This window comes from Cytophaga hutchinsonii ATCC 33406, from assembly GCF_000014145.1.
In the GTDB taxonomy this organism is placed as follows: domain Bacteria; phylum Bacteroidota; class Bacteroidia; order Cytophagales; family Cytophagaceae; genus Cytophaga; species Cytophaga hutchinsonii.
Genome location: NC_008255.1, coordinates 2,947,463 through 2,970,246, shown reverse-complemented (window position 1 = coordinate 2,970,246; position 22,784 = coordinate 2,947,463). Strand labels below are relative to the sequence as shown.

Here is a 22,784-nt window from a genome sequence, read left to right as displayed (position 1 = left end):
GTTAGTTTATACGGTTTAATTGATCAAATAATTCAGAAACGGAAGCCGTTGGTAACTGGCATGTTTTATCAAAACACAGATAGATAAGTGTTTTATCATCTACGGGTTTACGGTCTGTCAATAAAGGGAGTGTGCTGGAAACAACAGATCCGCAGATAACTTTATTCGGATAATAAACGGTGTTTATTTCCTTGCGTATTTTAAGCGCATCTTTTCCGCTGATAACAATTTCTGCTGTAGGTGACATAAGGCTTGTAATTAAACAACCCCAATTAGACAGGTAGGAAGGATCTGCCAGAAACGCTTTCTTGAAACGGGAACCTGTTTTACGGCCGTGCTCTATCCAGTCGTTGTTGTTTAGTAATTTACCTAAGTGATATAAATTACGGGCTAAAGAAGAATTCGATGCCGGTATCACATTATCAAATATTTCTTTTTTACGTGCGATCAGTTTTTCACTCGTGCGCGACGTGTAAAAAAATAATCCTTCGTCGTCGTCGTAGAAATGATCAATGACATGATTTACCAGCGTAATTGCCTGGCGCAGCCATTGCTCATCCAGACTTACTTCATACAAGGCCAGATAACCATCGATTACGTGCGTATAATCTTCTAAGAAACCGGGAATAGTTGCTTTTTTATTTTTATAGGAATGGAAAAGTGTTTTTCCATCGTACAGTTTTGTAAGAATAAATTCCGCGTTCATCAATGCGGTATTCAATATAGCTGCGTCGCCGAGAATGCGGTAAGCATCACACAAACCTTTCAGCATAATACCATTCCACGATGCCAGAATTTTATCGTCCAGCCCCGGATGTTCTCTGGGATCGCGCTCGCTGAACAGGATGTTTTTCCAGCGGGAAACAGATTCTCGTAATGCTTCTGCTGAAATGGAATGCGCTGCTGCAAAGGCTTCATCAGACATACGCTTATATAGGATATTCATGCCATGTTCCCAGTTGCCGTTTTCGGTAATGGCATAATACGCACAGAATAAAGCAAAATCTTCCTGAATAAGCTGTGCTAATTCTTCATATTGCCAGCAATAAAATTTTCCTTCCACACCTTCGCTATCCGCATCCAGCGCAGAATAGAAGCCGCCTTCCGGAGAAAGCATTTCACGTTTTAGCCAGGTATAGGTTTCTTCTATTACTTCTTTGTATAAAGGTTTTTTAGTAACGGTATATGCTTCGCTGTATAGAGACAGGAGCTGACCGTTATCGTATAGCATCTTTTCAAAATGCGGCGCGAACCATGCACCATCTACGGAATAGCGTGCAAAGCCTCCGCCTATGGTATCGTAGATGCCGCCCATTGCCATTTTGTCGAGCGTTAATTCCACGTGCTGCAATGAACCTTGTCTGCCCGTAAGGGCGTAGTCACGCAGGAGGTACAGATAGATCGAAGGCATCGGAAACTTAGGAGCCTTGTTCATGCCGCCCATGTCCGTATCAAACTGCTGGGAGATCCGGTCGTATGCAAGATCCAGTTCATCTTTATGAAACGTTTCAGCATCATCTACCAGGCCGTATTTGAATACATCACTCTGGTTTAAGGATTCGGTAAAGCTTTCGGCAGATTTCAGAATGTCTTCTCTGTGATTCAGGTATGCATTTGAAATCTGTCCCAATAAGTTTAACCAATGATCCTGCGGAAAATATGTGCCTCCGTAAAAGGGTTTTGCATCGGGCGTTAAAAATACATTCAATGGCCATCCGCCACGAAGACCCATGGCGCTTACTGCATCCATATAAATCTGATCCAGATCCGGACGTTCTTCGCGATCGATTTTTATGTTGATGAATAAATCGTTCATCACAGCTGCGACCTCTTCTTTTTCAAAACATTCATGTTCCATCACATGGCACCAATGGCAAGCCGAGTAGCCAATGCTTACAAGGATGGGCTTGTCTTCTGCTTTTGCTTTCTGAAGCGCTTCTTCACCCCATGGAAACCATTCGACAGGATTGTGCGCATGCTGCAGCAAGTATGGGCTGCTTTCGCTTGCCAGCCGGTTTGTATGTGTATGTTTTGTATAAGATTTCATAAGCTAGATGCATTGTGCTTTTAAGGAAGCTATTTCAGCAGATACATTCCAATGTGGAAATTGTTCGAAGCGCTGTATGGTTTGCTGCAGAAACTGCTGATGTGCTGAACCGGATGGATGAAAGGCTTTGTGGTGGAGAAGCTTCTGAAGCTGGTCCCATTCCTCCAGTGCTGCAAGAAGATCGGAAGAAAATACCCAGTTAGAAAGTTTTTTCCAGATATACTTTTCAGCCTGTTTGCTTGGGTGAATAAGATCTTCTGCATAATACCGGTAGTCGCGCAGATCATCCATCTGTATTTCATACGAAGGGAAATAATGGCAATCGGTATGCTGCTCGCACATGTAGTGTACGGACGATAGCAGGATGGCTTTGCTTACGCTGTTTAATTGAAGCGTATCCTTAATATGCCGCACCGGACTTACCGTAAAAATTATTTTAATGGAAGGATTGAGCTCTTTCAGTTTTGCATAAACCGTTTCAAAATCTTCCAGGATGTGTTTAACAGAAAGCAATTCTTTTTTGAAATACCTGCCGCTTTGTTTGTGGCAATTATTTACAATGGTGTTGGTTTCTACATGCCTGTACACCCATGCACTACCCAGCGTTATGACCAGACACGAAGCCCGTGCCAAGGATTTTGTAGCCGCTGCAATCCGTTCGTTTGTGAGTTCATGCAATGCTTCTGCACTTAACGCCGACACTTCAGAATGAAACTGGTGATCGTACCATATTTCACCTAAGGAAGCAGGGAAGGGGTTAAATTTTTTTTCGATTGCGATCGTAAGCAATTGAAAAATTGAAATCGGATTGAACGTTGTACCAAATGGATTGGCTAGCACATCAAATTTATAATATTGCAGTTTCTCGCCAATCATATCCGAAAAGCATGATCCGATTGTTACAACCGTTTGATTATGTTCAATTGTAAAAGGAGCCTTTCCGGGTGATATTTCTGTTCGGGTAAGCATGATTTAGTATTTAGTACAAAATACGAAGGATTTCAGAAAGATGCTACAGAGGAGTACGTTAGTAGAGATAGGCAAATCCCAAATAACAAAAAACAAATTCCAAACGAATAGAAAATACTAATCTAAATAAAATATAGAATAGTAATCCTTGTTTCCAGTAGTTTGGATTTTGTTTTTGGGATTTAGAAGAAATGCTAAAAAAAAGTCCCTTGCGTACGAAACACAAGGGACTTTATATGGGGAACAGTAAATACTGATTACTCAGCTACAACTGTAAATTTCAATTCAACTTTAACTTCTTTGTGTAAGTCGATTAATGCAGTGTGTTCACCAGCATCTTTAACATCACCTTTGAAAGCGATTTTTTTACGATCTACTGAGATACCTTTTTTAGCTAAAGCATCAGAGATTTGTAAAGATGTAACAGCACCGAAGATTTTACCTGTATCGCCAACTTTAGCAGCAATCTCAAGTGCAAGACCCGCGATTTTCTCTGAAGTAGCAACAGCATCTTTCTTCAATTTTTCTGCTTTGTGAGCAGCTTGCTTAATGTTTTCAGCAACTACTTTTTTAGCAGAAACTGTAGCATTGATAGCGTATCCGCGTGGGATAAGGAAATTGTTTCCGTATCCAGCTTTTACCTGAACTAAGTCATTCTTATAACCTAATCCTTTGATGTCTTCTTTTAAAATAACTTCCATGATGATAGTTTTCCTTTATAGATTATTTTAAAGAGTCAGTTACATATGGTAATAAACCAATTAAGCGAGCACGTTTTACTGCTTGAGAAACTTTACGCTGATATTTCAAGCTCGTTCCTGTAAGGCGACGTGGTAAAATTTTACCTTGCTCATTTACAAATTTCAATAGGAAATTTGGATCTTTATAGTCGATGTAAAAGATGCCCATTTTCTTGAAACGGCAATATTTTTTTCTGTTCTCGACTCTGTTGATTGATTCGTTCTGAAGTGTCATTATGCTTTCTCCTCCACTTTTTCAGATTTCTTGAATTCGCCTTTTTTTCTTTTGATGTTGTATGCAACAGCGTGCTTATCTAATGCGGTTGTTAAAAAACGCATGATACGCTCATCTCTGCGGTACTCAGTCTCAAGTGTGTTGATTACTGAAGTCGCTGCTTCAAATTCAACCAGGTGATAGAAACCAGTGTTTTTCTTTTGAATCGGGTAAGCAAGCTTACGCAACCCCCAGCTTTCTTCGTTCACAATCTTAGCGCCGTTATCCACGAGCACTTGCTTGAACTTCTGTGCGGCATCCTTCATCTGAGAATCAGATAAAACGGGAGTTAAAATGAATACCGTCTCGTACTGTTTAAGTGACATAGTTAAGTGTTATGTATAATTATTAGGATTGCAAAGGTAAGCTATTTCATATCAATCCACAAATATTTAAAGTAGATAATACAAAATCAGCATTTTAGCTTAAAAATCGGCATTATGTCCCACTTATTCTGTAAACAAAAAAGCCCTTTAACGTACATTAAAGGGCTTTTGAATAAAATTAGAAGAGGTTTAGTCAACAATGAATGAACCTGTACCGATTAGGGCACCTTCACAATATACTTCAATCGTTTGTTTCCCTGCTTTGTAAGCACCTTCTTTTGTATAAGAAACGGTTACAGGTGAAATTAAACCATTGTATAATATGCTTGTTTTAGTTGTGTAGAACAATGTCTGCGTGTTGAATTTGAATTCGCCTGAAGCAGAACCTGTAATTGTTGCACCATCCGGCTCAACAATACGAATGTATAATTCTTTTGTGTTTTTAGGAGCAACTTTGTTTTCAGCAATAGTGAACAAAATTTTGATCTGCTCGATTGCTTTTGCTTTGTATGCATCGCTGATCTTTTCTTTTCCTTTTGAGCTGATAGCAATAACTTTGATATTTTCTGCTCTAAGAATTGACGCAACAGCTACTTTCTGAGCCAGTTCCGTTTTTTCCTGCTCTAACGATGAGATTGTTGCTGTTTTTTGAACAAGCTCAGCATTTTTAATTTGAATTGTTGTGTCTTTCTGAGCCAATTGGATTCTCAGGTCTCTTACCTGATTCTCTGCATCTGCTTTCAACTTATTCGCGTTATCGATTTCTTTTTTGATCTCGAAATATTTGCTCTTATAATTAGCATCTTTCTTTAAACGCTCATTTGTTTCCGTTAATGTTGCGATTGTAGCCTCTAATTCAGTGTTTTTACCACCTGCTTCTTCTAAGCGAACCAACGTAGCCTTAAGTTCTGCGATTTTAGCATCTAAAGCAGTTGATAAGCTGTCACGTTGTGCGTTTCCTTGCTCAATTACTACTTCCTGTTGCTTAATTTCATCGTTTTGCTTGTAATTAAAGAAACCCTGGATACCATTTACGGCTAATAAAACTACTGCTAGTACAACAATCCATGCTTTATTGTTGCTTTTTGGTTCTTTAACTTTTGTTTTTTCTGGACTCATAAAAGATACGTTTTGAAAAGTTCGTTCGTAAAAATACCAAAACTTACATATAATCCAATAAAACATACATTTAAAGTCAATAAAATGTAGTTTCAATCCTATTTCAGGATTTAAACTTTATAGCAATAAAACAGAAAGATATAAATATAACCCGGATGTTTGTTGGGACGGTGAGGCCCTCAAACGGCAATGAATTATTTATTGAATTTATTGTTAGGAAGAAGCAGATGCGCATGTATATTATGAATTGCAAAAATCTAGCTTTAACTTTGAATTTATAACCCAATCAAAAAGAGTTTCACAACTCAACATATAATCATGAATATTACGATACCTAACATTCACCATAAAGATTCGAACAACTTTTTTTTAATCGCTGGTCCATGTGTTGTTGAAGGCAGAGATATTTGTTTTGAAATTGCTGAGAAGCTAATCACCATGACGGATAAATATAAGATTCCGTTGGTATTTAAAGGGTCTTATCGTAAAGCGAACCGCACAAAAGTTGATTCGTTTACGGGTATCGGCGATGAAAAGGCATTAAAAATTCTGGAAGAAGTAGGGAAGAGTTTTAGTATACCAACCATTACGGATATTCATGAATCACATGAAGCAGCTATGGCAGCCGCGTATGTAGATGTATTACAGATTCCGGCTTTCTTATGCCGCCAGACAGAATTACTGGTTGCGGCAGCACAAACCGGGAAAGTGGTAAGTGTGAAAAAAGGCCAATTTTTATCCGGACAATCCATGCAGTTTGCGGTAGAAAAAATAAAAGCTGCGGGCAACAATAATGTTATATTAACGGATAGGGGTAACTCTTTTGGCTACAGTGACCTGGTAGTGGATTACAGAAATATTGTTGAAATGAAAGCGTTTGATGTACCCGTTGTAATGGACTGTACGCATTCGCTTCAGCAGCCCAATCAAGCATCGGGTGTTACTGGCGGTAAGCCGGCACTTATTGAAACAATTGCCAAAGCGGCTATTGCTGTTGGGGCAGATGGTTTGTTTATGGAAACACATCCAAATCCTGCAAAGGCATTGTCTGATGGCGCTAATATGATTGCATTGGATAATCTGGAAGCGGTGTTGGCCAGATTGGTACGGATCCGGGAAGCTATTCTATAAGCCAAAGGCTTAAGGCCTAACGCTAAAAGCAAATAAAAAAGCTCAATGAATAATTTTCACTGAGCTTTTTTATTTGCTTTTAGCATTCTGCTTTTAGCTTTTCGCCTTAAGCTTTTAAAACCGCAGCTTAAAATCTTCCTTCACCTGTCCGGTGTGGAAGTAAAATAAACCGATCTGCCACAGGTCAATACTTACAGTGATTTCTTTTTTCTCACTTAACGCACGCCATGCTTTGGTCATTTCATACGACCAGTAAATATCATCTAATATGATCAGGCCTTTCCAGGATACGCATTCCATAATACGCTCTACATATTTTATAGTCGGCCTGAACCGGTGATTGGCATCGATGTAAGCAACGTCAATATTCGGATGTGTTTCTAAAAAAGCAGGGAGTGTTTCATCAATATTTCCTTCAATGATTTCAATATTGGTAATACCCGATTTAGAAAAAAACTCTTTGGCTGATTCGACAAGCGTAGGATTTGCTTCAAAGCTGTAAACGGTAGCATCTGGGCAGGTGCAGGCAATGTATGCCGTTGTAATGCCAAAGCTTGTACCTAGTTCTACAATAACTTTTGGTTTACGTTCTTCAACAAGCCGGCAGATAAGTTTGCGCCACGGCAGCTGCTTTATAGAATGTTTGGCTAATTTTTGTATCTGCAGCCGTTTGCCTTTACTCATGCTTGTACCGGCGCCGGGGTTCTTATTTAAAATAATGTGGTGGTCACTTAGTAATTCAAAGTAGTGCTGTTCGATCGATTCGTAAAATGGCCAGTCGTGATCCTGAATGGTTTTTGTATATAAGTCATACACAAAAGGGGAATGTAAGCCATGCTCGTTGCCGCCAACGATATAATGCTTTAAAAATTCGTAAAAACGATATATGATAGAGAAAATTTTCAATTTAATTTAAAAGGTGCTATGAGCATAAATTCGGGAATCACAACCGTAAATTGATTTCCATCAACAATGCGTTCCATTAAGTAAGTACCGCGCATTTTACCCATCTCTGTTTTTAAATTGCATCCGGAAACATATTCATGAGAAGCACCCGGTTCAAGCGTTGGCTGTACACCAACAACGCCTTCGCCTTCTACCTCACGGATTACACCATTTGCGTCAAAGATGAACCAATGCCTGCGTAACAGGCGTACAGTATGTTCGCTGTAGTTTTCAATTAATATACGATAGGTAAATACATAGTGCGACTGTAACGGACTGGAGTATTCCTGCTGATAGTCTGTTACAATGCTAACCCGTACACCTTCGGTAATTTTTGAAATCATTGATCGATTGAAGAGAAATTATATATGTTGTTAATTCGATAACAGTTAAATTTACTGAATAGTTTTATAAATAACCACATCAAAACTGAATTATGTCTGAAGATATTAAGATTGAAACTTCCTGGAAGCATAGAATTCAGGATGAATTCAATAAAACATACTTTAAAAATCTGATACAATTTGTAAAAGAACAATATAAAACACGTGTTATTTATCCTGCCGGAAAAAATATTTTCAAAGCATTTGATGCATGCCCGTTTGATGCCGTAGAGGTTGTGATTATTGGGCAGGATCCGTATCATGGTCCTGGACAGGCAAATGGCCTGTGTTTTTCAGTAAATGATGGCATTGTACAGCCGCCATCTTTAAAAAACATTTTCAAGGAAATTGAATCTGATCTGGGGAAATCTGCGCCAGTATCCGGTAATCTGGAGCGTTGGGCAAATCAGGGTGTATTATTACTCAACGCAACATTAACTGTTGAAGCAAATACTCCAGGTTCGCATCAGAAAAAAGGCTGGGAAACATTTACCGATGCTGTTATTAAAAAAGTTTCTGATGAAAAAGAACATGTTGTATTTATTTTATGGGGAGCTTACGCACAGAAAAAAGGTGAAATCATTGATAGAGAAAAACATCTGGTGTTGAAATCAGCTCATCCATCACCGTTTTCAGCATATAATGGTTTTTTCGGGAACAAACACTTCAGCAAAACAAATGCGTATCTTAAATCCGTTGGCAAAAAAGAAATTGACTGGTAGATCAGCGATCCAGGAGTTTATTTAATAGAAGTGAAAGTTCTTCGGATCTGGAATATACCATTAAATGCCCGCCATACGGTACTACATGGCTGCAGCTAATATTGGAAAGCGGAAAAATATTATCAGAAGAACCATGAATATGCTGTAAATTTTTAATCGGTGCTGCCTGCTTCCATTTTAGAAGAACGGATACTGCCCACCTGAAAAAAACAATATCCGTGTTTTTTAAGATCTGATTGAACACCGCTTTCTCGCGGATGGTATTTGCACCCATGAACCAATAAACCAACCGGCTTTTTACCTGTAAAAAACGCGTTGGAATGAATTTATGGAGTTTGAGATATTTTACCATGCGCAAATGCCAGGGTAATTGTTTATCTGTTGAAATGCTTGAAATGATAATGGTTTGAACCGGAGAAACAATTTTAGAAAGCTCTGTCGCAATAATCCCTCCAAAGGACAAACCTACAATGGTAAATGGTTCGTTCTGGTTGATAACAGGAGCCAGGCGCTGTACAAATCTTTAATTGATTCATCTTTTAAAGGCTGCAGCCAGTCAATGTATACAATCGAAAGTTTTTCCGACAGACGTAATTTTTGAAAGATGCGTTTGTCGGCCCCTAATCCACTTAAAAAATAGACAGTCATACATCTTCTATAAAATCTATCTTCTTTTTTTTATATAACCAATCAAGGTCTTTCGGGCATTTGATTGCACAACAGGTTTCAGCTGTCCGAATAAATGCAGCAGCGTACTTTTAATACCTAAAGCCTGATTGGCCCATATCTTCAGGTTGAATGAATCGATGTGCCGTATGATCTTACCATCTTTAAATTCAAATTTCGAAGTAACATGGTTTACAACTTCTCTGTTTGTTTTAGAGAATATATAGGTAGCTGTCCAGTGTGCTTTGCCATGCTCTGCATCGGCAGATATATTGCTGTAATCAATATCCAGTGTTGTACTTCTTTCCAGCAGCATGCGCCACATATTTTTTGCTGCTTCACCTTTTAATGTTCCAAAAGCCGGATCCGTAAATACAACCTTGTCGTGGTAGCAGCTTACCATACCTTCAGCATCTTTGTACTTGAAGCAATGATAAAAATGTTCTAAAACTTCCTGATTTAACATAGCATACACTGGTTTAGGTAAATCAATATAACATAAAAAATACGTAGAAACGTATTTTACAAGACTGAAAATATGTTTATCATATCAACGATTTCAGTTGCAAAATTGTTTCCGTTTCAGGGCAGTAATAACTATTTTCCTGTAAATGCTTCATACGGTGAATATTCGGTTCAATTTTTAAAAATTATTGATGTACATATAATAAATAAGTAGATGATTTTTAATACAGACAAATAAAAGTATAAAACAAGAAAGCGGTCAATCTATGAGCAAGAATGACCGCTTTCTGAAGACTTATCTGTTTTTTTTAGTCAAGTGATTCAGGCGCTGCAGAAAAATTTTCTGTTGAAGAATTGTCTTCTTTGTACCAGTCAATATTTCGGGTCAGGTACATGGTAACAGCCAGTATAATGAATAAGCCGATACTTCCCATTAGTAAAGAGAAATCCTGTAATTGCAGCAAAGCATAAAAGAATACATAAAGCGTGCTCAGGATAGCAGCGATAAGCAGGGTAACTTTAATTTTGCGAAGCATGGATTGTGTATATAAACTGATCAGCAGTACAATGCCGGCGCATGAAATCCAGTAAGCGGTTTCAAAATTGGTATGCTCAGAAATAGAAAGTAATAACACGTAAAACAATACGATACCAAAACCGATCAACAAATACTGTATCGGGTGAATTTTTTTCTTGTTAATGATTTCTACAAAAAAGAAAGCAACAACAGTTAATAATATAAACATGATGGAATATTTTGCAGACCGCGTGATTTTCTGATACTGATCTACGGGTAAAATCAGACGCAAACCAAAGGACGAAGCTTGCCCATCGGTTATGTTTGCAGCTGCGCGTTCACTTTGTCTGATAAAATCACCAAAACCATATTGGGGATAATTTCTGTTTAGCTGCAGTATTTTCCAGCGCGCATAAGAACCTGTTTCAGTAGTGATACTGGTGTCAGGCAGGAAGGCTCCCTGATAGCTCGGGTTGGCCCATGTAGTAGTTAATTCCACCATTGTTTTTTTTCCATAAGGCTGAAAGTGAAGGGATGTGCTGCCATTTAAATTCAGATTGCATGAAAAGGCAAAGGCATCTTTCGCCGTTAAGTCAATCGGAAAACTCATACCTGAATTATAGATATCTGTATTTGGAACACCAGGGTTGAATTCAAATGTGTCTGTTCCATCCATGTTGAATTGCACTACATCTTTTAATCCTTTCAAATCCGATATGCCCAGCTGAATACAGGCCTGATCAAGACGCAGCGTATTGCTTGTTTTTTGCTGCAGGTTTTGAATTTCAGATTTAAATGATCCGAGTATGGACACCTGTGTATTATACAACACAACTTCATAAAGACCACGTTTCTTTGTAGAAGGCACAAGCTTTGTTTTTATTTTAATGTCATCCGGCAAAATGTGCGCATAATTCCGATACGTTTCTTTTTGATTATTTGCGTTTACCACAACGGTGTAATAGGGAATAGAAATAATCGGTGTACCAATTGTTTGGTCCATTCCCCATTTTGAAGCTACCTCTGAAACGGCGCTGTCGCGGGTTGTTTCACGCTCTTGTATTAAGTTCTGCACCATGTTGGTTGGTATAAGCAATACCAAAACCAAGATGCCTATTATGACCAGTTTTAATGTAATGGAGGTACGTGCCCATGTATTGAAATTAGAACTCATAGTTGTAAGTAGTTAAGTATAAAATTTTAGGTAATAGAATAATAAAAGCGAGGGTAAGCGCATATACCGTACTTAGCAGTACAGCGGCAGCGGCAATGTCTTTGATCTTTTTGATCGCAAATGAATAGTCTGCAGTAATAAAATCGCATAGATATTCGATACACGTGTTGATGCTTTCTGTGACAAGAACCAATACAATAGCGGATGCTATAAATGCCCATTCAAGCGTGGAAAGATGCAGACAGAGAGAAAGTATGCAAACGCTCACAGCGGCAAGCAGGTGTATCCGGAAATTCCGTTCGCTGCACAAAAGCCTTAAACCGTTGCAGGCATAGTTTAAACTATTAAACCAATTGACCGGGTGTTTCATGACGGTAGTGGATCAAAGATGAAATGATGTGGTACATACTTAAAAAGGCAAAACCATAGCACAGACTGAATGCCCACACGTGTGGTTCCGTACTTAAGGAAATACATGCAGAAAATAAATCAAAAGGATTGGTAAAGATGTCCCAGCTGTTCCAGCGCTGTTCCCTGCCTAAGTACACACCAAAGCCGGCTAAGAGCGAAATACTGATCAGTATGATGTGCTGAACAAAAGCAGGTGCATATCTTTTCAGTACCTGATTCATTTGATAAAAAGACAACAGGCCAAGTAGCAATGCCAGGGTAGAGAAGCTGAATAAAAGCAGGCAGTCGAACCACTCCGGTACCGGTGGGCGTTCATGTAAATGTTTCAGATCGGTGATGATGTATAAGGCATTCGGCAGGAACAGCAACCAGATAAAACATTTTCCGATCAGGTTTAAGCCTGTTGGTTTTGTGGCCTGTATGTGCGTGGACAACAGATAGGGGACAGCTGCCAGAAACAGGTTCCAGATGAGGAACATGTAGCCAAGTGTGCCTGAATACAGCATACGTCCCGCTTCAAGCAGGAGGCAGAGAATGGCTAAAATAAATAATCTGTTTTTCATATAGTAAAGTACTTTGAATTGCAAAGTTTAAGGATAAAAAAAATCACGAAGATTTTTTTATAAGTTGTTCGAGCGCGTCAATATGGTCTTTAAAAGCCTTCCGGCCTTCTTTTGTGATACGGAAAGACGTATTGGGTTTTTTACCGATAAACGCTTTACGCACTTCGAGATAATTTATTTTTTCAAGCGCTGTAATGTGGCTTGCAAGGTTACCGTCTGTAGCCTCAAGCAATTCTTTGAGTGTATTGAATTCAATCCAGTCATTGGTAATCAGAATAGACATGATGCCTAACCGGAGCCTGTTCTCAAACGCTTTATTTAAATGGGAAATGAAATTTTTCAACGTTCTAATTTAAAGTACATCACTGCTCCATAAATAATATGGAATACGCCAAAGCCAGTTGCCCAAAACAACAGACCTTTACCGGGAAACAGGCCGGCTATTAACCCCAGTACAATTTCAGCCATTCCTAAATAACGAATATGGTCAACAGTGTAACGGCTGCCATTAACTAACGCAAGGCCGTAGAATATGAGCATGGCAGGTGCAATTAAACTAATATTTTGCTGTAAAAGAAACAAACAGAATATACCCCCGGTAATAAGTGGTATGGCTAAGTTCACCAGCATGCGGATGCTAAGAGAATCAAACAGAGATTCGCCGCGTTCGGAAGCTTTTTTATTTGTAAAGAAAAATGCAGCAGCCAGAGCAAGTATAAGCGTAATGCTGGCTAACGCGATCAGTTCAAACAGTAAACTGTACAGCACATCGAAACTGGGAATTGCTTTGTAGGAAACTACGTTGTTGAAATCTAATACATTGTGTATGCGCCAGCGGGCAACAAATGCACCGATCAGCGCAATAACGCCTGCAGATATACCGGATAGTCCGCTTAACGAAATAAATTTTGAAGACCGCTCCATTAATTGACGGATCTGCTTCAGGTCAGAAAGTTGTTTGTCTATTTCAGTCATTATAAAAGAACTTTGTATTTCAAAGTAATGTAAAACCTTTAATCTTTGCAACTATTTTTTTAAAAAAAATAATATTGATTTTTAAAACCTGAAATAAAACCTATAGCAGGCTTATTTATCCGTATTTACATTGGGGATATAGAAAGAGAAGGTCGTTCCTGTATTTTTTTCGCTGGTTAAGGAAATTTCTCCTTTCAGCTTTTTAATAAAATGTTTTACGGTATACAACCCTAAACCGGATCCGGAACTTTTGTTAGTGCCTCTGTAGAACATTTTGAACACATTCTTCTGAATATCATCATCAATACCTATACCGTTATCTTTAATAGTAATGCGGACGCCGCTTTTTTCATCGGACATGTTAATGTCTATTAAAGATTGTATGTCGTGATTTCTGTATTTAATTGCATTGTCTATAATATTTTCGAGGATACAAATCAGCAGAGATTTGTCGCTGAAAAATTTTTCTTTGCTGGAAGAAGTAACAGTAAACTTTATGGCTTCAAAATCTGGAATTTTTGAAAACGAATCAATCACATCGGATACAACAGTTTTCAGATCTACCAGATAAATGATTTTATTATCATGCATTAACCGGCTGGTATTTGCTAATTGGTGAATGATGTGGTCCAACCGGTCTGTCTGATGTTTGATCATATTCAAAAATTCAACCGTGTGGGGATCTTTGGTATCTTCTAATGCCAGCTGAATCAATCCATAAATATTTGAAACCGGCGTGCGCATGTCATGAGAACATTTATAGATAAAGGTTTCCAGATCATCTATCGCGTCGCGTAAATCGGTTATGTTTAAAATCGCTAAACCTATACCTTCACCTACTTTAAAACAGGAAACCCGTATTGTATAACTTCCCAGGTTAGGATGTAAACGGATATCATCCAGAATAATTGATTCCCCGGTTTGCAATACTTTTTGATACAGTCTGAAACGTTCGGTATTTTTAATGGAAGAATTGAATTCAATAATATTTTTTCCAATAAGTTTATCACGGCCTGTTTTTAATGATTCTGTAAAAGATTTATTTATATCAATAAAATTTAAATCTTTATCCAGAATGGCAAATGCTTCCTGCGCATTTTCAAAAAACGATTCGCGCATGGTCTGAAAATCGTGTTCAAAGGTAACGTTCATTGGTATCATGGATGATAAAAATTATAGCTGAAGAATTCGTAAATGAATACGTACAAATTTAATATTCCTTGTCATTAATACGTGACTCGCACTGATTGGTTGATTGAATGATCAAATACTTATGCATATCGTACATGAATGTACCGGATATTTTCATTCTTTGTAATTGTTCATTATCTTTTGTTAACAATTGGTTGTATTTGGAACGACAAAATAGGTGCTTTTATCGAAACAATTACCCCATATATATAAAGAATCACAGGTATAGATTTCTTTTTTGTTTATTTAAATACAGATACTAGTATTTAATGATCTACAGATTAAAAATAACCCATGGATTTAATCTGCGGTTGTTCAAAATGATAAGAATACAGAAATATGAATACTGAAAAAGATATAAAACGCAGCTATATATTCATCGGCACACACGTAATTGTGTGGGTGGTTCTATTCAGTTTGCCGTATCTGCTTTCGGTAGGCGATGAATTTAATCTCATGCGCAACTTACGGCATTCCACTATTCCGTTGGTATACTGTCTGATTATTTTTTATACCAATTATTTTATTCTGATTGACCGCTTTTGGTTTTCCCCGAACAAGTCGGTTTTTATATTATTGAATATAATTATGGTTGTGTTTTTTGTTTTTGTCAACTATGAGGTAAAAAAAGTATGCTGCACTTTGGGTGTGGTAAAACCCAATGCACCTCCGCTGCAGTTATATCTGTATGTAGATATGATTTCACTTATTATTCCGGTGTTGTTTTCGATCGGATTAAAAACGTACGAACGCTGGATGGGATCAGAAGATATACACAGGCAGGCAGCAAATGAAAAACTGATATCTGAATTACAGCATTTAAAATATCAGCTGCAGCCGCATTTCTTTTTTAATTCGCTGAATAATATTTATTCGCTGATTGATCAGCACCCGGAACAGGCGAAGGAAGTTGTCCATAGTTTAGGAAAGCTGATGCGATACTTGCTGTATGATACCTCTGTTGAAATGATTCCGCTATCAAAGGAAATTGATTTTATGAAGCGGTATATTGAATTGATGCAATTGCGTACTTCTACCAATACCGCCATTGAAGCGAATTTCAGTCCGCTTGAAAAAAACATTGATGTAGCGCCGTTGTTATTTATTTCATTGATTGAAAATGCCTTCAAACACGGTGTATCCGCTTCTCAAAAATCTACCATGCGGTTTAATTTATCGGTTAAAAATGATACCATCGTTTTTACGACAGAAAATTTATATATACCTAAAGATGTGTCGGATAAGAGCGGTTCGGGGATCGGTTTGGAAAACATGGAAAAGCGATTGGCATTATTATATCCCGATGCACATGAATTTAAACGCGAAGTGATTTATGGAATCTATCATACCACATTACGCATTCAATATTTGAAATACACACAATGCTAAGTTCATATGCTGAAGATAACCTGTTTGATTGTTGATGATGAACCCATGGCATTGAGCTTAATGGAAAGTTATGTGTCGAAAATTCCTTTTTTAGAATTGAAAGGAAAATGCAGCAATGCTTTTGAAGCGCTGGAAAAAATCAACAATGAAAAAATAGATGTGTTGTTTCTGGACATACAAATGCCGGAACTTAATGGCATAGAGCTTTCCAGAACCATTGGTAAAGATACGCGGGTAGTTTTTACTACAGCCTTTGATCAGTACGCTATTGATGGTTTCAAAGTAGAAGCGTTGGATTATCTGTTAAAGCCCTATAATTTTGAAGAGTTTTATACCGCTGCATTGAAAGCACGCGACTGGTTTGCGCTGGTGCAGAATAGCCGTAAAGGTGAAGGAAAAGAAGAGCCTGTTTATATTTTTATCCGGGCTGATTATAAACATCTCAAGGTGATGCTGGATGATATTTTATATATCGAAGGATTAAAGGATTATGTAAAAGTATGGCTGGTAAATGAAACCAAACCCATTCTTACCCATTCAAGCTTAAAGAAACTGGAAGAAGAATTGCCATCTACCCAATTCATGCGTGTGCACCGTTCCTTTATCATTGCACTCAATAAGATTCAGGCGATTGAACGCAGCCAGGCGATCATTAATAATCAATACATTCCTATTGCCGACCAGTTTAAACAGCAATTTCAGGAATTTGTCGGACGCAATTCGTTAGACTGATCCATCCCTTGTTTTTCTGTCTTTTTTATTCTTTTAAAAATACTTCATCTTTGCATGTATCTTTTTTCCGTCTTCCGGTTATAGGTATGAATAAAGCAATAAAGTATGAGTTCCTCGTCCCGTTATCATGTATCCGTGCAAACCATGGAACAAGAACTTCAGGTTATTGAAGTTTCTAAAAAAGATCCTGCTGCTTTTCAACCTCTGTACGAAAAATACCACGAGCCAATCTTTCGCTATATCTATCAGCGCACCGATGATAAGGAGGCTGCTTTTGATATTAGCCAGCAGGTATTTGTTAAAGCATTGATACATTTGCCGCGTTATGCGTTTAAAGGCGTACCATTTTCATCGTGGTTATATCGCATTGCCCGGAATGAAGTATACCGGTCAATTGAAAAGAATAAGGTGCAGCGTACCTTAAATATAGATGTAGATGCCCTGAAAGGATTGCTGCACGAAGCAGACGCAGATGAAGGCCTGATTCAAAAAGAAAAAAACTTAACAGTATGTTTGGGGCAATTGGCAGAAGCTGATATGCAGTTGATTGAGATGCGTTTTTTTGAAAGCCGTGCCTTTAAAGAGATCGGGCAGATACTTGAGCTGACAGAAAATAATGCAAAGGTAAAAGTATACCGCATTCTGGAAAAATTAAAGAAATGTATATTGGCAACGAGATAAGACCATGAAAAAAATTAAGATAAATATAAACCGTACACCGGTTTCAAAAGAAGAAATTGAATCGAAGCGGAATTTTGAAAATGTGCTGGCTGAATTCAGATCTTATTCAAAACCGTTTTATACAACAAAACTGTTTTTGAATAGTTTGTTCCTTGTAATTTTTGCAATGGTAACTGTATACACGGTTACAAAACTGGAACGGGAAGTTAAAAAAGCACAAGAACATGAAAACGATGGATACGTAAAGGTCCCTGAAGTAAAAGAGATCAGTTCGGTTGATTCATTGGAGACACAGGAATTTGTTGTACGCATTGATCGCGATACAACGCTGCATACGGCTAAGGGGGCACTTATAACAATACCTTCCGGGTCCTTGCAATCAACAGATAAAGATGTTGTATTGGTTCTGAAAGAAGCGTATAGCATGGAAGATATGATCCGTGGAGGTTTGACGACCAAGTCGGGAAAAGAGTTGCTGAGCAGCGGTGGGATGTTTTACATCCGGGCGAAAGACAGTGCGCGCGTAAAGATTGTGAAGCCAATAGTTGTAAGTGTGCCGACAGATGAAGTGAATGCAGATATGAAATTATACAAAGGCCAACCTACTGCTGCCGGTAAGATAGACTGGCAGGATCCGGTTCCGCTAAAACCGGAAACGTCAGAGAACGTAGTTTCAGAAGGAGAGATATTGTTTAAAGAAAATTGTAAAAGCTGCCACACATTAGGGAAAGAATCTGTAGGCCCTGATCTGGCTTATATAGGTAAACGAAGGGATTTTGACTGGCTTAAGCTTTTTATAAATAATTCCTCAAGCATGATTAAAGGTGGAGTGAAATATATGAATAATGATTCGACAGCTATGCAAATATCGCCGGGTGAAGGATATGCATGTTGTTTGTATAATAAATATAATAAAGCAGAAATGACAGCTTTTGTAACGTATACCGATAAAGACATTAAAGCACTGTGTGATTATTTTACTGACGAAAGTAAACGGTTGAAGCTGCCGTATCCGAAAGATGAAACATATATCAATTTTCAAAAATGCAAAACGTATAACACGTTGATAGCATCATTAAATGCGCAAAAGAACATGCTTAAGAATAAACGTATCGATATTAATACAGATAACAGTCCTTTTATTAAACAGGTAAACCGTTCTATGAAAGTGATGCAAATGCCTGATGATGCAGCATTGATTAATAGTGCGGATAGAAAACTCCTGATTCGTACTGCTTATCAGCAATCCGAATATTATCAGATTGAAATCAATTCATTTGGCTGGTATAATATTGATATGCTTACTAAAAATGCTCCGGGATTAGTTGCGTCAAATTTAATTGTGCATGTAGATACATCATTTATTAATACTTTTAATATTTATTTCGTTTTGCCGGATATGAACGTTCATGCACGCGGAGGCTTGCTGAAAAATAAAAATGATACGTATGGTTTTTATGAAGACAATGGAAATATAAAATTGCCTCAGGGAAAAACAGCTCATGTGTATCTGGTAGGTGAAAAAAAGGGTCAGCTCATATACGCTGCTGCTACGTTTACGACCGGTACGTTAAATACTATCAGTCTATCTCCTGCAGTAATTTCTAAAGAAGCATTTAATCTTAAAATAAAAGAGTTACTGAATACAGAGGGGATTTCTGTGGAAGCGAAGGATTCAAAACATGCCGCTTCTCTTCGTAAAATAGATTTCAGTTTAAATGAACTTGAAGAAAAAATAAAAGCTGCAGAGCTGTTAACGCCAAAGGATTGTAATTGCAGTTGTAGTACATATGAAGAAAATGTTGTAGATACAATAATAACTGTAAACGCAGGAGGAGAGAAGCAAAAGATTGATGCATTTTAGATTCAAGTCAACTGCGTTAAAATAGGATATTAGTTTATCTACAGAACAATAAAATAAATGGGATAATCATTTATTTTATTGTTCTGTAATTTCTAGAAGGCTTCTTCAATCATTTCTCTATTCAATACGGCGCCTGCTTTAGAACCTGCAGCTACAGCGGCTGCTACAGCACGCATGGGTGAACTGTTATCACCGGCGGCATATACACCAGGTACACTGGTTTTATTAAATTCGTCTGTTTTTATCAATCCGTCTTCATTCAATGTACAACCCAATTGTGCCGGCACTGCGCAATGCTGTTCAAACGGTATCCTGGCAAACAAAGCTGTTACTGCATGCTGCGTGCCATCTTTAAACAGTACATATTTCACATACCCATTTTCATGAATAAATTCAGCAATTTCTTTTTCAACGATTTTAATGTTGTGCTCTTGTACTTTTCGTGTCTGCTCATACGTCAGCGTTGATTTACCATCGGTGAAAAGAATAAGATCTTTTGTCCAGTTACTGATCAGCTTACAAAATTCAAATCCTATATTTCCATTACCCAACAAACCGATTGTTTTTCCGTGTACTTCGTAGCCATGACAATATGGGCAATGTAAAACAGAAATTCCCCAGCAGTCGGCGAATCCTTTGTAGGCAGGCATCAAATCACGCACACCTGTAGCTATTACCAGTTTTTTGGAAGTAAAAGAATCACCGTTTTCTGTTTTTACCATAAACCCGGTATCCGTTTTTTCTCCGTTTACAGCTAAACCATTGTAAAAGGTGATCGTATCATAGGATAACACCTGTTGTTTTGCAGCTTCAGAAATTTGTTTGGGTGTATGTCCGTCATGGGTAATAAAATTATGGGAATGAGGAGTTTGCCGGTTGCAGGGTTTGCCGCTGTCAATGATTAAAACCTTGCGTAATGAACGCGCAAGCGACATCGCAGCGGATAGTCCGCTGTAGCTTCCACCGATGATAATTACATCGAACCTGTTTTTGTGAGCCATGAGCAGGAATCAATTAAGTTCAGAAATGAAACAGAAAAGGGCTGTATTTTAGTTCAACGGTGATCAGAATAGTTCTTCTTTATTTCGTCTAAGAAAACAATTCCATCATCTGATTGTATCGATCACTTTACCTTTATGGCTTATTTTGATTAACTCATGACTGTAGACTCAAATGAAAAAAATGTGCAGCGGGCAGCTTTGTATTTTTTTCTGTCCACTGTAATTACCTGGTACTTTATTGAATGGTCGCCTGTTTACATCGATGTAAATCAGAAGATTCTTTCCTGCTGTATTGCCGGTGCCAAATGGAACATACAGATGATTGCAGCGTTGATCTTTATGGACGAACGCAGGTGGTTATTTCTTAAAAACATCGGTAAGACCTGTTTAATGGGTTCGCTCATTCTGATTCCATACTCAATAAGCTGCTTGTTGGGAATGGAAAGCGGTATTGTATTTTTTGCAGGTTCTTTATGTGCATCTGTAACGGCAATGATTGTATCGTATTATATACATGTAAAAAATATGCACATCGGGTTTCTCTGGTTTGCAGGCTGGCTTTTGTGTCTGGCAGTTGCAGTTAGCTTACAATTAGCGCTTGTTTTTGATATTCAGCTGCTTTAAAATACATTCGCTAAAACAAAAAAAGGATCCTTCAATATGAAGTATCCTTTTTTGTTTTGCTATATCTATATAATCCGGCTAACCTTATTTAGTATTCGATCCGGATTTGCCATACCATTTCTTTTTGCCTGTACTGCTTCCGCTGCGGGAAGAAGAACCACTGCTGCGCTGGCTTCCGCCGGCATTTCCTGCACGTGAACTTCCGCTGTTTGCTCCGGAGGCTGCCTTAGGTCGTGATGATGAGGCAGGGCGCTGCTGGCGGCCTTGTGGTGTCTTTGGCGGATTGTGGTCCATCAATGGATACGGATGTTCATCAATAACAGGAATCTTTTTTGAAATCAGTTTTTCAATATCTTTCAGATATGCTTTTTCTTCCGCATCGCAGAAAGAGAAAGCTGTTCCTTTTGCACCCGCTCTGCCTGTACGACCAATGCGGTGTACATACGTTTCCGGAATATTCGGAATTTCGTAATTGATCACAAATTCTAAATTGTCTACGTCAATACCACGTGCTGCAATATCAGTAGCAACCAATATCCGTGTTGTTTGTGCTTTGAAGTTAGTCAATGCATTCTGGCGTGCATTCTGACTTTTATTTCCGTGGATGGCTTCTGCTTTAATTTTATGCTCCGCCAGCATTTTTACAACTTTATCTGCAACGTGTTTGGTACGTGTGAAAACAAGGCAGGTTTTTATTTTGGGATCCTGTAATACTTCAACCAACAGATTGTTTTTATTTCCTCTGTCAACAAAGTACATGAACTGTTTGATTGTATCGGCTGTAGATGAAACCGGGGTTACTTCTACTTTTGACGGATTTACTAAAATATTATCTGCAAGTTTTACAATTTCAGGAGGCATCGTTGCAGAGAAGAACAGCGACTGACGTTTGGCAGGCAAAGCAAGCAGCAGGCGTCTTACATCATGTACAAAACCCATGTCCAGCATCCTGTCGGCTTCATCGAGTACAAATATTTCAATGTGGCGCAATGAAATAAAACCCTGGTTCATCAGATCCAGTAAACGGCCCGGAGTGGCAACCAATACATCAATACCGTTTTGCAGGGCTGTAACCTGACGGCTTTGATTAACACCGCCAAAGATTACGGTAGAAGTTAATCCGGTATATTTTCCGTATGCCTGTAAGCTTTCGCCGATTTGTATAGCAAGTTCACGCGTTGGTGTAACAATAAGGCTTCGGATGGGTCTTTTACGATCCGTACTTTTCTTTACACTTAATAATTGTAAAATAGGAATTGAAAAAGCAGCTGTTTTGCCTGTTCCTGTTTGTGCACAGCCTAATAAGTCTTTGCCTTGCAATACATACGGAATAGCCTGAGACTGAATAGGAGTGGGAGTTGTGTAGCCTTCTTCTGAAAGTGCTTTCAAAATGGGGTCTATCAGTTTTAAATCTTGAAATAACATGATATAATGGAAATCAGAATCTTAAATATCAATGTATTTCGATCCTGTAATTAATAAAGTATGCAAGATACAATATAATATGCTAGGAATTGGGTTCTTGTACCTATTTGAGCTAAGTATGAGGAAATTAAAAGCATGTACTGTATAAGAATTTCTGTCAGAATGCATATTTTTGGTGCAGAACCTGAAATTGAAACACCATGGACGATATCACAAAACACTACTCGAACGATGAAATAACGGTTGTATGGAAACCATCCCTTTGCACCCATTCAACGTTGTGCTGGAAAGGGGCAACCGGATTAAAACGTGTATTTAACCCTATGCAACGGCCGTGGATCACTCCTGAAGGTGGTACAACTGCTGAAATTATTGAACGCGTAGACCGATGTCCTTCGGGTGCGCTGAGTTATGTTAGGCTGGAAGATATCTGAATTTGGATTCATTGGA

The 22,784-nt window shown here is 38.3% G+C and carries 27 protein-coding genes; 8 read left to right on the top strand and 19 right to left on the bottom strand.

Going from position 1 to position 22,784, the window contains the following annotated elements:
* Position 1: 1 nt before the first annotated feature.
* The 6 genes from CHU_RS12625 to CHU_RS12600 form a co-directional block, all read right to left on the bottom strand.
* On the bottom strand, positions 2 to 2,047 hold the full coding sequence (locus CHU_RS12625; protein WP_011585958.1) for a thioredoxin domain-containing protein: 2,046 nt from the start codon (positions 2,045 to 2,047) through the stop codon (positions 2 to 4).
* Between the two features lie 3 nt (positions 2,048 to 2,050).
* Complete coding sequence (locus tag CHU_RS12620) at positions 2,051 to 3,016, bottom strand: GSCFA domain-containing protein (RefSeq protein ID WP_011585957.1); 966 nt, start codon at positions 3,014 to 3,016, stop codon at positions 2,051 to 2,053.
* A gap of 257 nt (positions 3,017 to 3,273) precedes the next feature.
* Positions 3,274 to 3,717, bottom strand: coding sequence for a 50S ribosomal protein L9 (rplI, locus tag CHU_RS12615; protein WP_011585956.1), 444 nt, complete (start codon positions 3,715 to 3,717; stop codon positions 3,274 to 3,276).
* 22 nt (positions 3,718 to 3,739) lie between these two features.
* Complete coding sequence (rpsR, locus tag CHU_RS12610; protein WP_011585955.1) at positions 3,740 to 3,991, bottom strand: 30S ribosomal protein S18; 252 nt, start codon at positions 3,989 to 3,991, stop codon at positions 3,740 to 3,742.
* Entirely contained in the window at positions 3,991 to 4,356 is a 366-nt protein-coding gene (gene rpsF, locus CHU_RS12605) for a 30S ribosomal protein S6 (protein WP_011585954.1), read from the bottom strand. Before rpsF ends, rpsR begins: the two co-directional genes overlap by 1 nt.
* 189 nt (positions 4,357 to 4,545) lie before the next feature.
* Complete coding sequence (locus tag CHU_RS12600) at positions 4,546 to 5,475, bottom strand: hypothetical protein (RefSeq protein WP_011585953.1); 930 nt, start codon at positions 5,473 to 5,475, stop codon at positions 4,546 to 4,548.
* A 318-nt stretch (positions 5,476 to 5,793) separates the two neighbouring features.
* On the opposite strand from CHU_RS12600, the gene kdsA reads away from it, so the two are divergent.
* Complete coding sequence (kdsA, locus tag CHU_RS12595; protein ID WP_011585952.1) at positions 5,794 to 6,606, top strand: 3-deoxy-8-phosphooctulonate synthase; 813 nt, start codon at positions 5,794 to 5,796, stop codon at positions 6,604 to 6,606.
* A 114-nt stretch (positions 6,607 to 6,720) separates the two neighbouring features.
* Here kdsA and CHU_RS12590 read toward each other — a convergent pair whose 3' ends face one another.
* The gene (locus CHU_RS12590; RefSeq protein ID WP_011585951.1) at positions 6,721 to 7,512 is read right to left on the bottom strand and encodes an O-methyltransferase; all 792 of its coding nucleotides are present in this window, start codon (positions 7,510 to 7,512) and stop codon (positions 6,721 to 6,723) included.
* A complete protein-coding gene (apaG, locus tag CHU_RS12585) occupies positions 7,509 to 7,895 on the bottom strand; it encodes a Co2+/Mg2+ efflux protein ApaG (RefSeq protein ID WP_011585950.1) in 387 nt (128 codons plus the stop codon). Before apaG ends, CHU_RS12590 begins: the two co-directional genes overlap by 4 nt.
* A gap of 92 nt (positions 7,896 to 7,987) precedes the next feature.
* Here apaG and ung point away from each other — a divergent pair, with 92 nt between their 5' ends.
* Positions 7,988 to 8,656, top strand: coding sequence for a uracil-DNA glycosylase (ung, locus tag CHU_RS12580; protein WP_011585949.1), 669 nt, complete (start codon positions 7,988 to 7,990; stop codon positions 8,654 to 8,656).
* A gap of 1 nt (position 8,657) precedes the next feature.
* Here the strand turns inward: ung and CHU_RS12575 are convergent, their stop codons facing one another.
* From CHU_RS12575 to CHU_RS12540, 9 genes are all read right to left on the bottom strand, one after another.
* On the bottom strand, positions 8,658 to 9,119 hold the full coding sequence (locus tag CHU_RS12575; protein WP_011585948.1) for a hypothetical protein: 462 nt from the start codon (positions 9,117 to 9,119) through the stop codon (positions 8,658 to 8,660).
* 2 nt (positions 9,120 to 9,121) lie between these two features.
* Positions 9,122 to 9,304 carry a hypothetical protein gene (locus CHU_RS12570; protein ID WP_011585947.1) on the bottom strand — a complete coding sequence of 61 codons (183 nt, stop codon included), beginning with the start codon at positions 9,302 to 9,304 and terminating at the stop codon, positions 9,122 to 9,124.
* Positions 9,305 to 9,320: 16 nt separating this feature from the next.
* Positions 9,321 to 9,788: a nuclear transport factor 2 family protein gene (locus tag CHU_RS12565; protein ID WP_041932383.1), complete on the bottom strand. Its 468-nt coding sequence runs from the start codon at positions 9,786 to 9,788 to the stop codon at positions 9,321 to 9,323.
* Positions 9,789 to 10,095: 307 nt separating this feature from the next.
* Positions 10,096 to 11,478: a cell envelope integrity protein CreD gene (creD, locus tag CHU_RS12560; RefSeq protein WP_011585945.1), complete on the bottom strand. Its 1,383-nt coding sequence runs from the start codon at positions 11,476 to 11,478 to the stop codon at positions 10,096 to 10,098.
* On the bottom strand, positions 11,468 to 11,848 hold the full coding sequence (locus tag CHU_RS19295; RefSeq protein ID WP_011585944.1) for a diacylglycerol kinase family protein: 381 nt from the start codon (positions 11,846 to 11,848) through the stop codon (positions 11,468 to 11,470). The genes creD and CHU_RS19295 overlap by 11 nt, the downstream gene beginning before the upstream one ends.
* Complete coding sequence (locus CHU_RS12555; protein ID WP_041932382.1) at positions 11,823 to 12,452, bottom strand: DUF1361 domain-containing protein; 630 nt, start codon at positions 12,450 to 12,452, stop codon at positions 11,823 to 11,825. Before CHU_RS12555 ends, CHU_RS19295 begins: the two co-directional genes overlap by 26 nt.
* A gap of 43 nt (positions 12,453 to 12,495) precedes the next feature.
* Positions 12,496 to 12,795 (bottom strand): winged helix-turn-helix domain-containing protein, encoded by a 300-nt coding sequence (locus tag CHU_RS12550; protein WP_011585942.1) that lies wholly within the window; start codon positions 12,793 to 12,795, stop codon positions 12,496 to 12,498.
* Positions 12,792 to 13,427: a hypothetical protein gene (locus tag CHU_RS12545; RefSeq protein ID WP_011585941.1), complete on the bottom strand. Its 636-nt coding sequence runs from the start codon at positions 13,425 to 13,427 to the stop codon at positions 12,792 to 12,794. Before CHU_RS12545 ends, CHU_RS12550 begins: the two co-directional genes overlap by 4 nt.
* A 111-nt stretch (positions 13,428 to 13,538) precedes the next feature.
* Complete coding sequence (locus CHU_RS12540) at positions 13,539 to 14,579, bottom strand: PAS domain-containing sensor histidine kinase (protein ID WP_041932381.1); 1,041 nt, start codon at positions 14,577 to 14,579, stop codon at positions 13,539 to 13,541.
* A gap of 378 nt (positions 14,580 to 14,957) precedes the next feature.
* Here CHU_RS12540 and CHU_RS12535 point away from each other — a divergent pair, with 378 nt between their 5' ends.
* From CHU_RS12535 to CHU_RS12520, 4 genes are all read left to right on the top strand, one after another.
* Positions 14,958 to 16,007: a sensor histidine kinase gene (locus CHU_RS12535; RefSeq protein ID WP_011585939.1), complete on the top strand. Its 1,050-nt coding sequence runs from the start codon at positions 14,958 to 14,960 to the stop codon at positions 16,005 to 16,007.
* A gap of 6 nt (positions 16,008 to 16,013) precedes the next feature.
* On the top strand, positions 16,014 to 16,739 hold the full coding sequence (locus CHU_RS12530) for a LytR/AlgR family response regulator transcription factor (RefSeq protein ID WP_011585938.1): 726 nt from the start codon (positions 16,014 to 16,016) through the stop codon (positions 16,737 to 16,739).
* A 105-nt stretch (positions 16,740 to 16,844) separates the two neighbouring features.
* Entirely contained in the window at positions 16,845 to 17,420 is a 576-nt protein-coding gene (locus CHU_RS12525; RefSeq protein WP_041932380.1) for an RNA polymerase sigma factor, read from the top strand.
* A gap of 4 nt (positions 17,421 to 17,424) precedes the next feature.
* Entirely contained in the window at positions 17,425 to 19,284 is a 1,860-nt protein-coding gene (locus tag CHU_RS12520; RefSeq protein WP_143144019.1) for a cytochrome c, read from the top strand.
* A gap of 92 nt (positions 19,285 to 19,376) precedes the next feature.
* Here the strand turns inward: CHU_RS12520 and CHU_RS12515 are convergent, their stop codons facing one another.
* Positions 19,377 to 20,285 carry an NAD(P)/FAD-dependent oxidoreductase gene (locus CHU_RS12515; protein ID WP_011585935.1) on the bottom strand — a complete coding sequence of 303 codons (909 nt, stop codon included), beginning with the start codon at positions 20,283 to 20,285 and terminating at the stop codon, positions 19,377 to 19,379.
* A 156-nt stretch (positions 20,286 to 20,441) separates the two neighbouring features.
* Between CHU_RS12515 and CHU_RS12510 the strand changes: the two genes are divergently transcribed.
* On the top strand, positions 20,442 to 20,909 hold the full coding sequence (locus CHU_RS12510; protein ID WP_011585934.1) for a hypothetical protein: 468 nt from the start codon (positions 20,442 to 20,444) through the stop codon (positions 20,907 to 20,909).
* An 84-nt stretch (positions 20,910 to 20,993) separates the two neighbouring features.
* Here the strand turns inward: CHU_RS12510 and CHU_RS12505 are convergent, their stop codons facing one another.
* Positions 20,994 to 22,334, bottom strand: coding sequence for a DEAD/DEAH box helicase (locus tag CHU_RS12505; RefSeq protein ID WP_011585933.1), 1,341 nt, complete (start codon positions 22,332 to 22,334; stop codon positions 20,994 to 20,996).
* A gap of 200 nt (positions 22,335 to 22,534) precedes the next feature.
* On the opposite strand from CHU_RS12505, the gene CHU_RS12500 reads away from it, so the two are divergent.
* A complete protein-coding gene (locus CHU_RS12500; RefSeq protein ID WP_011585932.1) occupies positions 22,535 to 22,768 on the top strand; it encodes a (4Fe-4S)-binding protein in 234 nt (77 codons plus the stop codon).
* Positions 22,769 to 22,784 lie beyond the last annotated feature (16 nt).